This is a genomic window from Streptomyces chromofuscus, assembly GCF_015160875.1.
GTDB classification, from domain to species: domain Bacteria; phylum Actinomycetota; class Actinomycetes; order Streptomycetales; family Streptomycetaceae; genus Streptomyces; species Streptomyces chromofuscus.
Genome location: NZ_CP063374.1, coordinates 1,096,342 through 1,107,615 on the forward strand (window position 1 = coordinate 1,096,342; position 11,274 = coordinate 1,107,615).

An 11,274-nucleotide genomic window follows, 5' to 3' on the forward strand; every position below is an offset into this window, starting at 1 on the left:
CCCGGCATATCTTCATCTCGTCGGCTCAAGTTGGGCGTCCCGGCGGACCAGCGCCGCATACTTCCCGTCCAGCGCCAACAGCTCCTCGTGCGTGCCCTGTTCGACCGCGCGGCCGGTGTCCAGGACCACGATCCGGTCGGCGCCCCGAACGGTGGACAGCCGGTGCGCGATGGTGAGCGTCGTCCGGTTCGCCGACAGGGCGTCGATCGCCTCCTGCACGGCGTGCTCCGTGCGGGTGTCCAGCGCGCTGGTCGCCTCGTCGAGGATGAGCACCGGCGGATCGCGCAGGATGGTGCGGGCGATGGCCAGGCGCTGCTTCTCGCCCCCGGAGAAACGGTGGCCGCGCTCGCCGACGACCGTGTCGTAGCCGTCGGGCAGGGCCGCGATGTGGTCGTGGATCTGAGCCGCCCGGGCCGCCGCGTGCAACTCCTCGTCGGTGGCGTCCGGCTTGGCGAAGCGGAGGTTGTCGGCGACCGAGGCGTGGAAGAGGTACGTCTCCTGCGAGACGACGCCGACCGCTCGGGCGAGGGTGTCGAAGTCGAGATCGCGGACGTCGACGCCGTCGAGGGTGACACGGCCTCCCGTCACGTCGTACAGCCGCGGCACGAGATAGCCGAGGGTGGACTTCCCGGCGCCGGTCGGGCCGACGATCGCGAGGCTGCCGCCGGCGGGGACGGTCAGGTCGATGCCGTCGAGGATCGGGCCGTCCTTGCCGTCGTAGCGGAACTCGACGTCCTCGAAGCGGACCTCGCCCCTGACGCGCTCGAGGCGGGTGGGCCGCTCTCGTTCGGTGATGTCGACGGGCAGGTCGAGGTACTCGAAGATGCGCTGGAAGAGGGCCAGCGAGGTCTGGATCTGCACGCCCGTGCTCAGGAGGCTGACGGTGGGCCGGAACAGGCCCTGCTGGAGGGAGACGAAGGCGACGATGGTGCCGATGGAGACGCCCGGGCCGCCGAGGTGGAGCGTGAGACCGGCGGTCCAGTAGATGACGGCCGGCATGGCGGCCATGACGATCGTGATGACGGCCATCCGCCAGCGGCCGGCCATGTTCGAGCGCACTTCCAGATCGACCAGTCGGTCCGACTCCCGCGCGAAGGACTGCGTCAGTGACTCGGCCCGGCCCATGGTGCGGCCGAGCAGGATGCCGCTGACCGAGAGCGACTCGGTGACCGTCGCCGCCATCGCGGCCATCTGCTTCTGGCGCTGAGTGGTGATCTTTCTGCGCTCGTCACCGACCCGGCGGCTGATCCACACGAACACCGGCAGCAGGAGCAGCGAGACGAGAGTCAGCCGCCAGTCGAGGGCGAGCATCGCGACGACCGTGGCGACGACGCTGGTGAAGTTGGAGACCAGGGAGGTGGCGGTCGACGTGACCGTCGCCTGCATGCCGCCGATGTCGTTCGCGATGCGGGACTGCACCTCGCCGGTGCGGGTGCGGGTGAAGAAGGCGAGCGACATGCGCTGCAGACGGCCGTAGACCGCTGTGCGCAGGTCATGCATGACGCGCTGGCCGACCGTGGTGGAGATGAGCGTCTGCAGGACGCCGAAGACGCTGTTCAGCACGGCACTGAGGATCATGCCGAGGGCCAGCAGGGTCAGCAGGCCGGTGCGGCCCTGGGGGATGGCGGTGTCGAGGATCGCCTTCAGCAGGAAGGGCGTGGCGACCGAGACCACCGACGCGGCGGCCACGAGCAGGCCCACGACGGCCAGGCGGCCTCGGTAGGGACGGAAGAGTCTGAGGATGCGACGCACCTGCCTCGGCCGCCCTTCGCTGTCGGCAGGCGGGGTCCAGGCGGGTTCCAGGTCGGGCTTCATGGGCTCCTACGAGATGGGTCGACGCTGACTGAAAGGAGCATAGCTCATTGTTACCTATGCTCACAATGAATGCCGTCCTGATATTGTTCCCGCATGACCACACCCGACCCCGACGGACTGCTCGCCGAGCAGTTGCTGCGTCTCACCCGCCGGGTGCACCGGATCCAGAAGCGCCACCTGCAGCAGCGCGTCCTCGGTATCACCCCGGCCCAGTCACGTCTGCTGCGCACCCTCGCGGAGTACGACACTCCGCCCCGGATGGCCGACCTCGCCGGGCGGCTGGAGGTCGTGCCGCGGGCGGTGACCACGCTGGTCGACGGGCTCGAGGCGAGCGGCAAGGTGCGCCGGGTGCCCGACCCGACCAACCGCCGGGTCATCCGCATCGAGCTCACCGACGACGGACACGAGACGCTGCGCGAACTGCACGGGGCCAGGAGGTCGGCGGCGGAGGAGATCCTCGCGCCGCTGACGGACGTGGAGCGGCGGGTACTGGGGACGTTGCTGGACACGTTGGTGGACGGTGGGGGCGGTGGTGCGGGCGGCGGCGAGGGGCGGTGCTGAATCCTTCCGCCCAGCCGGGGGCTGCGAGCTGCGCCCGTGCTGAGAGCCATCGCACGGTTTCTCACGACTGTTCGCCGTCCGATTCCGGTCGGATGCAGCAGGTCCGCACCGGGATGCCGAACCCGCGGCGCACGGTATGGCCGACGAGCTTCGGCAGGTGCGGTCATCCGCCGTACCCGTCGTCGGTCCGCACCGGTACCGGTGCGGACGTGCGAGGCGGTTGATTCCGGTGACTTGCGCCCGGCGGTAGCCGGTTCTGTGCGGCGATGCGGAAAACCGGTTGCCTGGGACCACGCTGTGGCGCGAGCCTTTCACGGCTTGTCAGCGACATGCGCGGTCCGTCCTGTTTCGACTGGACGCCGCCCCATTCTCTCCCTCCCTCTCCGCCCCTGATACGACATACGAGCCACTGGGACGTCATGCAGATTCAAGACCTTCCGTATCCCGACCCCGGTGTGCCGGACGTGCGTTCGGGGCCGCGATTTCTGTGGTGGCTGGGCCGGAACCAGTTGCGCAGCCAGCTCGTCTCGCTGGCCTGGGGGCTGCTGCACTTCGTGTCGGTCTCCGCGCTGCCGTTCTGCGTCGGCTTCGCCGTCCAGGCCGTGGTCGACCGCTCCGGCGCACGGCTCGCCCTCGCGGGCGGGCTGCTCGCACTGGCCTGCGCGGGCAACGCCATCGGCGACACCTTCCTGCACCGGGCCGCCGTCACCAACTGGATCACTGCTGCCGCCCGGGTCCAGCAGCTCCTGGCCCGCAAGGCCACCCAGCTGGGCTCGGCGCTGACCCGGCGGGTCGCGGCGGGCGAGGTGGTGGCCGTCTCCACGGGTGACGTCGAGAAGATCGGCTGGTTTGTGGAGGCCGTCTCGCGCTTCACCGCCGCCGCGGTCACGATCGTGCTGGTCTGCGTCGGGCTCGTCGTGTACCAGCCGGCCCTCGGCGTCGTGGTCGCCCTCGGCCTGCCCCTGCTGGCGGTCGCGGTACTGCCGTTGCTTCCCCGGGCGACCCGGCGGGCCGACTTCCAGCGGGAGAAGGCCGGGTACGCCACCGAACTCGCCTCGGACACCGTCGCCGGGCTGCGCGTCCTGCGCGGCATCGGGGGTGAGGAACTGTTCCTCGACCGCTACCGCCGCGCCTCCCAGGAGGTGCGTCACGCGGCCGTACGCAGTGCCCGTATGTGGTCGCTGATCGCGGCGATCCAGGTACTGCTGCCCGGCCTGCTGCTGATCGCGGTCGTCTGGTACGGCGTGCAGCTGGCGAGGCAGGGCCGGATCACCGTCGGCGAGCTCGTCACCGTCTACAGCTCGGTCATGATCCTCACCTATCCCCTGCGGCACTTCGAGGAGATCGCGATGGCGTACTCCTTCTCCCGGCCCTCGGCCAAACGGGCGGCGAGGGTGCTGTCCCTGGAGCGGGTGACGGACGCCGAGGGAGTGCGTGACGGCTCGCACGAGGCCTGCGGTGAGGGCTCTGGTGAGGCATCCGTCGTGGACTCGCGCTCGGGCGGGCTGCCCTCCGGGGACCTGTACGACCCGGCGACCGGTCTGCTCGCACCGTACGGGCGGCTCACCGCCGTGGTGTGCGGCGACCCGGACACGGCAGGGCGGCTGGCCGAGCGTCTCGGCGGCCATCCCTCGGAGGCGGGTACGTCGGTGCTGCTCGGCGGCGTACCCCTCGACGAACTGCCGCTCGACCGCGCACGGGCGGCCGTCCTGGTCCAGGACAAGGACCCGGTGCTGCTGTCGGGCTCGCTGCGCGAACTGCTCGACGTCCCCGCGTCCGGAAACGTCGGCGCCGACGAGGCGCTGCGGGCCGCGCAGTGCGAGGACGTGCTCGCCGCGCTCGCGCAGGGCTCCCTCGACGCCGGCGACCCGATGGACGCCCGAATCACCGAACGCGGGCGCTCCCTCTCCGGTGGCCAGCACCAGCGGCTCGCCCTCGCCCGGTCGCTGATCACCGACCCGGAGGTGCTCGTCCTGGACGAACCGACCTCCGCCGTCGACTCCCACACCGAGGCACGGATCGCGGAAGGCGTCCGCGACCTGCGCGCCGGACGCACGACGGTCGTGTTCACCTCCTCGCCGCTGCTGCTGGACCGCGCGGACCGGGTGGTGCTGGTGCACGAGGGCGAGGTGGCGGCGGTCGGCGTGCACCGGGAGCTGGTCCACCAGGAGCCCCGGTACCGGGCGGTGGTGACCCGGGAGACCGACGAGGAAAAGGCCGCGCTGAGCGGCGTACTCGTCGAGCTCGACGAGCTCGACATGGAGGAACTGGACGAGATCGAGGAGACCGCATGATCGGCGTGGCGCCACCGGTGTACGACCCGGCGGCCCCGACGACGGCACACACCCTGCCCGTCGGCGCCCCCGCGACCGTACGCGCCTATGTGACCGAGCTGTTCCGCCGGCACCGGCGGGCCTTCGTGCTCCTCGTCGCCGTCAACACGGTCGCCGTGGTCGCCTCCATGGCGGGTCCCTATCTCCTGGGCGATCTCGTCGAACGGGTGTCGGACGGCGCGCGCGAGCTGCGTCTGGGGCTCACGGTGACCTTCTTCCTGGTCGCCCTGGTGGTGCAGGCCGTCTTCGTGCGCGAGGTGCGGCTGCGCGGGGCCGTGCTCGGCGAGCGGATGCTGGCCGATCTGCGCGAGGACTTCCTCGTCCGGTCGGTCGGCCTGCCGCCGGGTGTCCTGGAGCGGGCCGGCACGGGTGACCTGCTGTCCCGGATCACCACCGACATCGACCGGCTGGCCAACGCCATGCGCGAGGCCGTGCCCCAGCTGGCCATCGGTGTGGTGTGGGTGGCGCTGCTGCTGGGCGGCCTGGTCGTCACGGCACCTCCGCTGGCGGCCGCCGTGCTGCTCGCCCTGCCGCTGCTGGTCATCGGCTGCCGCTGGTACTTCCGGCGGGCGCCGTCCGCCTACCGGTCGGAGTCCGCCGGGTACGCCGCGGTGGCCGCCGCGCTCGCCGAGACCGTGGACGCCGGGCGCACCGTCGAGGCGCACCGGCTCGGCGCCCGCCGGGTGGAACTGTCGGAGCGGCGGATCAAGGAGTGGACGGCCTGGGAGCGCTACACGCTCTGGCTGCGGTCGGTGCTGTTCCCGGTCATCAACGTAACCCATGTGACCGTGCTCGCCTCCGTCCTGATGGTCGGAGGGGTGTTCGTGCTCCAGGGCCGGCTCGGGGTGGGACAGCTGACCACGGGCGCGCTGATCGCGCAGATGCTGGTCGATCCGGTCGGTCTGATCCTGCGCTGGTACGACGAGCTCCAGGTGGCCCAGGTGTCGCTGGCCCGGCTCGTCGGCGTCCGTGACATCGAACCGGACGCCGGGGACCCGACGGTGCTGCCCGACGGGCGGAACGTGCACGCCGACCGGGTGCACTTCGGCTACGTCGAGGGCGTCGACGTGCTGCGCCGGGTGTCGCTGGAGGTCGCCCCGGGCACCCGGCTGGCGCTGGTGGGTCCCTCCGGGGCGGGCAAGTCCACGCTGGGCCGGCTGCTCGCCGGGATCTACGCGCCGCGGGAGGGCAGGATCACCCTCGGCGGGGCGGAACTGTCCCGCATGCCCGCGGAACGGGTCCGTTCGCACGTGGCCCTCGTCAACCAGGAGCACCACGTCTTCGTCGGCACCCTGCGCGACAACCTGCTGCTCGCGCTCCCCCACTCCCGGCCTCTTCCGGGCGCGGGGACCTCCGTCGACGCCGTGGCTGCCGAGCTGTGGGCGGCGCTCGCGGCGGTCGACGCGGACGGGTGGGCCCGTGCGCTGGAGGAAGGGCTGGACACCGAGGTCGGCTCGGGCGGGCTGGCGCTCACCCCGGCACAGGCCCAGCAGATCGCGCTGGCCCGGCTGGTGCTGGCCGACCCGCACACGCTGGTCCTGGACGAGGCGACGTCGCTGCTCGACCCGCGTGCGGCACGCCACCTGGAGCGCTCCCTGGCGCGTGTCCTCGACGGCCGCACCGTCGTCGCCATCGCCCACCGCCTTCACACGGCGCACGACGCCGACGTCATCGCCGTCGTGGAGAACGGCCGTATCAGCGAACTGGGCAGCCACGGCGAGCTCGTCGCAGCGGACGGGGCGTACGCGGCGCTGTGGAGGTCGTGGCACGGCTGACGCGCGACGACGCCCGGCCCGGGGGTCCACCGCAGACACCCCGGGCCGGCCCCCGTACCCGGGCGCCCACCATCCCGGGCCGGGCCCGAACCCCGCGGCGCACCAACTCCAACCGAGTGTCTGGTCGGCGTGGCGGCCGGCCCCGTGCCGGCTCTGTGCCCCGTCGCGGACCACCCCGGGCCGGCCCTGACCCCGTTGCACCCCACTTCGACCCCAGCACCCGCCGCACAGCGAACCGCCCGGGACCGCCCCGCCACCACCGCGCGCCCCCGCCCTGAGGACCGACCCCACGGCCGGCGTGTCCCCGCGGGTCCCCGCCACCTCGGCGGGCCGTCCGATGTCGGTGCCCGTGCCGTTGCGCGGTGGCGAACAGGGGTGGAAGGCTGGAAAGCGGCGCAGGCTCGGGGAGCGTCCGCGACACACGCGGGACCGCGTCGGACGCAGTCTGTGTCCCCGGCACGTGCGGCACGCCGCCGACCGTGGCGGGAGCGGCCCCGTCCTCACCACCTGGAGGTACCCGTGAACAGCGCCGACGGATGGGGAGACGACGTCTACCAGCCAGACGGATCCGAGCAGCGGGAGGACACCGGGCTGCTCGACGGGGAGGACACCCTTGAGTACGACGGTGTCAGCGACCCGCTGGACCGCGGCTGGTCCCCTCCGGAGCGGCCCTGGGCGGTCGAGCACACCGGCGTGACGGCGGCCGAGCGGGTTCGAGGCGAGACCCTCGACCAGCGGCTGGCCGAGGAACTGCCGGAGTCGGCCGTACCCGACGGGGACGGCATCGGCGACCGCGACACCGACGGAGAACTGCTGGACAACGAGGTCGGCGCCACCCGCTCCGGAAGGCTCGTCGCCCCGGATGAGGGAGCGCACGAGGACGACGAGTCCGCACTGATCGCCACGGACGTCGGCATCGACGGCGCGGCCGCCTCCGCCGAGGAGGCCGCCATCCACATCGTCGACGAGGACGCCGTGTCCGGCTGACCCCGGCCCCGCCCGTCCGAAGCCCATGCCCCCGCCGCACCAGGAGCAGCCATGCAGCAGGACAAGCACCCCGACTACCATCCGGTCGTCTTCCGGGACCGCGCCGCCGGCTACGCCTTCCTGACCCGGTCCACCGCAACCAGCGACCAGACCATCGAGTGGGACGACGGCGAAACCTACCCCGTCGTGGACGTCGAGATCTCCTCCGAGAGCCACCCCTTCTACACCGGCAAGGCCCGCACGGTGGACACCGAGGGCCGCGTCGCCCGCTTCGAGCGGCAGTACGGGGAAGGTGCGCGTCGAGGCCCCGACTGACGCCGGGGGCGCCGTGCGCGGGCTCAGATCACGTTGAGTGCCGCCGCGCCGCCCACTCCCCCGAGCACCATGAACGCCGGCATCAGCACCCTGAGCTCCACCCAGCTGCCCGCCCGGAACCGCATCGCCTTCGGCGGCCCGATCGGGTACCAGCGCTTGCGGCCGACCGGGATCGGCCAGAGCACCGGGCAGCCGGAGACGGTGAGCGCGTCCCCGATGTCGTGCACCAGCGCGCCGAGTACGACTGGCAGCCCCAGCCACAGGTACTCCTGGCCCGGCGCCGTGAAGAGCCAGTCCGCCCCGTTGCCCGGCTGGTCCAGGACACCCGCGATGATCCAGGCGCTGGTCGCGGCCAGCAGCCACACCAGGACGTCGGCGCTGGCACCGCGGGTCGCCCGCCACAGCAGCCCCTCGATGGCCAGCACCAGGTGGACGAAGAGGATGGCCAGCACCGCCCAGCGCCCCCCGACGATCGCCGACACCGAGGTCACCGCACCGATCAGCACCGCCCACAGCCAGGTGTGCGTCAACGTGCGGTGCCCGCCGGAGCGGCGCGCGTCGCCCGGCTTCTTCGTCGCCTTGTAGACGGTGTACGAGAGCTTGTCGACGACCTCGCACAGCCAGCGCGACAGCGGTCCGAAGGAACGCGAGATCGTGGCGGCCTTGTGGTCGAGGTCGGGGGCGAGTGCGGCGCCGGCACAGATCAGCGCGCCGCACAGCAGGACCGGCCAGGGCATCCCGTGCCCTGCCGCGGTGGCGGCGGCTCCGACGCCGAGCCAGGCCGCGGCGCCCGAGAGAGAGTGTGCTGGTCCCATCATCGCCGCTGTCCGCCTCATTCTTCGTGCGCCGCTGTCCAGTTGACTTGGTGCGCTGACTTCGTGTCGGCGACACAGCGTAGCGTTCGCGATCTTCGTGCGGGTATCCGATTCCCGCATCGGCCAGGAGGCCAGGCAAGATGGGGGCGTGACCCTCATCGATCAGCTGCCGCAGACCGCCGACCCCGACGCCCTCTACGAAGCCTTCGAGTCGTGGGCGCAGGAGCGCGGTCTCACGCTCTACCCCCACCAGGAGGAGGCGCTGATCGAGGTGGTCTCCGGCGCGAACGTGATCGTGTCGACGCCCACCGGGTCCGGCAAGAGCATGATCGCCGCGGGCGCCCACTTCGCCGCGCTGGCCCGGGACGAGGTCACCTTCTACACGGCTCCGATCAAGGCGCTGGTCTCGGAGAAGTTCTTCGAGCTGTGCAAGCTGTTCGGCACCGAGAACGTCGGCATGCTCACCGGTGACGCCTCGGTCAACGCGGACGCCCCGGTCATCTGCTGCACCGCCGAGGTCCTGGCCTCGATCGCGCTGCGCGACGGCAGGCACGCGGACATCGGCCAGGTCGTCATGGACGAGTTCCACTTCTACGCGGAGCCGGACCGCGGCTGGGCCTGGCAGATTCCGCTGCTGGAACTGCCCCAGGCGCAGTTCGTCCTCATGTCGGCCACGCTCGGCGACGTCTCGATGTTCGAAAAGGACCTCACCCGGCGCACCGGCCGCCCGACCTCGGTGGTCCGCTCGGCGACCCGTCCGGTACCGCTGTCCTACGCGTACCGGCGCACCCCGCTGACCGAGACGCTGACCGAGCTGCTGGAGACCAAGCAGGCGCCCGTCTACATCGTCCACTTCACGCAGGCGCAGGCGGTGGAGCGGGCGCAGGCGCTGATGAGCATCAACATGTGCTCGCGTGAGGAGAAGGACCAGATCGCCGAGCTCATCGGCAACTTCCGCTTCACCACCAAGTTCGGTCGCAATCTGTCCCGTTATGTCCGGCACGGCATCGGCGTGCACCACGCCGGCATGCTGCCCAAGTACCGCCGCCTGGTCGAGAAACTCGCCCAGGCCGGTCTGCTGAAGGTCATCTGTGGCACGGACACCCTGGGCGTCGGCGTCAACGTGCCCATCCGCACCGTGCTGTTCACCGCGCTCACCAAGTACGACGGCAGCCGGGTGCGCACGCTGCGCGCCCGTGAGTTCCATCAGATCGCCGGTCGCGCCGGGCGCGCGGGCTTCGACACGGCCGGCTTCGTGGTCGCCCAGGCCCCCGAGCACGTCATCGAGAACGAGAAGGCGCTCGCCAAGGCGGGCGACGACCCGAAGAAGCGCCGCAAGGTCGTTCGCAAGAAGGCGCCGGAGGGTTTCGTCGCCTGGAGCGAGGACACCTTCGACAAGCTCATCGCCTCCGAGCCCGAGCCGCTGACGTCCCGCTTCCGGGTCACGCACACCATGCTGCTGTCGGTGATCGCCCGGCCCGGCAACGCCTTCGAGGCCATGCGGCATCTCCTGGAGGACAACCACGAGCCGCGCAAGCAGCAGCTGCGGCACATCCGGCGCGCGATCGCCATCTACCGCTCGCTGCTGGACGGCGGCATCGTCGAGAAGCTCGACAAGCCGGACGCCGAGGGCCGGATCGTGCGGCTCACCGTCGACCTCCAGCAGGACTTCGCGCTCAACCAGCCGCTGTCCACCTTCGCGCTCGCCGCGTTCGAACTGCTGGACCCCGAGTCGCCGTCGTACGCGCTGGACATGGTGTCCGTCGTGGAGTCCACGCTGGACGACCCGCGGCAGATCCTCGTCGCCCAGCAGAACAAGGCGCGTGGCGAGGCCGTGGCCGCCATGAAGGCGGACGGCGTCGAGTACGAGGAGCGCATGGAGCGCCTCCAGGACATCACGTACCCGAAGCCGCTGGAGGAGTTGCTCTTCCACGCGTACAACACGTACCGCAAGAGCCACCCCTGGGTCGGTGACCATCCGCTGTCGCCGAAGTCCGTCATCCGTGACATGTACGAACGGGCTCTGTCGTTCACGGAGTTGGTGTCCTTCTACGAGCTGGCCCGGACCGAGGGCATCGTGCTGCGCTACCTGGCCGGCGCCTACAAGACCCTCGAGCACAACATCCCGGACGACCTGAAGTCCGAGGACCTGCAGGACCTGATCGAGTGGCTCGGCGAGATGGTGCGCCAGGTCGACTCCAGCCTGCTGGACGAGTGGGAGCAGCTCGCCAACCCGGAGGAGATGACCGCCGAGGAGGCCCAGGAGAAGGCCGACCAGGTCAAGCCGGTCACGTCGAACGCGCGGGCCTTCCGGGTGCTGGTCCGCAACGCCATGTTCCGCCGCGTGGAGCTCGCCGCCCTGGACCAGGTGGACGAGCTGGGCGAGCTGGACGCCGAGTCCGGCTGGGACGCCGACGCCTGGGGCGAGGCCATGGACAAGTACTGGGACGAGTACGACGACCTCGGCACCGGACCCGACGCGCGCGGTCCCAAGCTGCTGCTGATCGAGGAGGAGCCGGAGAACGGGCTGTGGCGCGTTCGGCAGATCTTCGACGACCCCAACGACGATCACGACTGGGGCATCAGCGCCGAGATCGACCTCGCGGCCTCCGACGCCGATGGCCGCGCCGTGGTCCGCGTCACCGACGTCGGCCAGCTGTGAGCACAGGAGAC

At 71.3% G+C, this 11,274-nt stretch carries 8 protein-coding genes; 6 read left to right on the top strand and 2 right to left on the bottom strand.

Features of this window, described 5'->3' with window-relative positions; translation table 11 throughout:
- Nucleotides 1-12: 12 nt before the first annotated feature.
- A complete protein-coding gene (locus tag IPT68_RS04865; RefSeq protein ID WP_189697285.1) occupies nucleotides 13-1,815 on the bottom strand; it encodes an ABC transporter ATP-binding protein in 1,803 nt (600 codons plus the stop codon).
- Nucleotides 1,816-1,908: 93 nt separating this feature from the next.
- Between IPT68_RS04865 and IPT68_RS04870 the strand changes: the two genes are divergently transcribed.
- From IPT68_RS04870 to IPT68_RS04890, 5 genes are all read left to right on the top strand, one after another.
- Nucleotides 1,909-2,376, top strand: coding sequence for a MarR family winged helix-turn-helix transcriptional regulator (locus IPT68_RS04870; RefSeq protein WP_189697284.1), 468 nt, complete (start codon nucleotides 1,909-1,911; stop codon nucleotides 2,374-2,376).
- Nucleotides 2,377-2,795: 419 nt separating this feature from the next.
- A complete protein-coding gene (locus IPT68_RS04875) occupies nucleotides 2,796-4,670 on the top strand; it encodes an ABC transporter transmembrane domain-containing protein (protein WP_189697283.1) in 1,875 nt (624 codons plus the stop codon).
- The gene (locus tag IPT68_RS04880; protein WP_189697282.1) at nucleotides 4,667-6,484 is read left to right on the top strand and encodes an ABC transporter ATP-binding protein; all 1,818 of its coding nucleotides are present in this window, start codon (nucleotides 4,667-4,669) and stop codon (nucleotides 6,482-6,484) included. The genes IPT68_RS04875 and IPT68_RS04880 overlap by 4 nt, the downstream gene beginning before the upstream one ends.
- A gap of 519 nt (nucleotides 6,485-7,003) precedes the next feature.
- Nucleotides 7,004-7,471, top strand: coding sequence for a DUF5709 domain-containing protein (locus tag IPT68_RS04885; RefSeq protein ID WP_189697281.1), 468 nt, complete (start codon nucleotides 7,004-7,006; stop codon nucleotides 7,469-7,471).
- Between the two features lie 51 nt (nucleotides 7,472-7,522).
- Nucleotides 7,523-7,786 carry a type B 50S ribosomal protein L31 gene (locus tag IPT68_RS04890; protein ID WP_189697280.1) on the top strand — a complete coding sequence of 88 codons (264 nt, stop codon included), beginning with the start codon at nucleotides 7,523-7,525 and terminating at the stop codon, nucleotides 7,784-7,786.
- Between the two features lie 23 nt (nucleotides 7,787-7,809).
- On the opposite strand, the gene IPT68_RS04895 is transcribed toward IPT68_RS04890, so the two are convergent.
- Nucleotides 7,810-8,604: a metal-dependent hydrolase gene (locus IPT68_RS04895; RefSeq protein WP_189697279.1), complete on the bottom strand. Its 795-nt coding sequence runs from the start codon at nucleotides 8,602-8,604 to the stop codon at nucleotides 7,810-7,812.
- A gap of 145 nt (nucleotides 8,605-8,749) precedes the next feature.
- Between IPT68_RS04895 and IPT68_RS04900 the strand changes: the two genes are divergently transcribed.
- The gene (locus IPT68_RS04900) at nucleotides 8,750-11,263 is read left to right on the top strand and encodes a DEAD/DEAH box helicase (protein ID WP_189697278.1); all 2,514 of its coding nucleotides are present in this window, start codon (nucleotides 8,750-8,752) and stop codon (nucleotides 11,261-11,263) included.
- Nucleotides 11,264-11,274 lie beyond the last annotated feature (11 nt).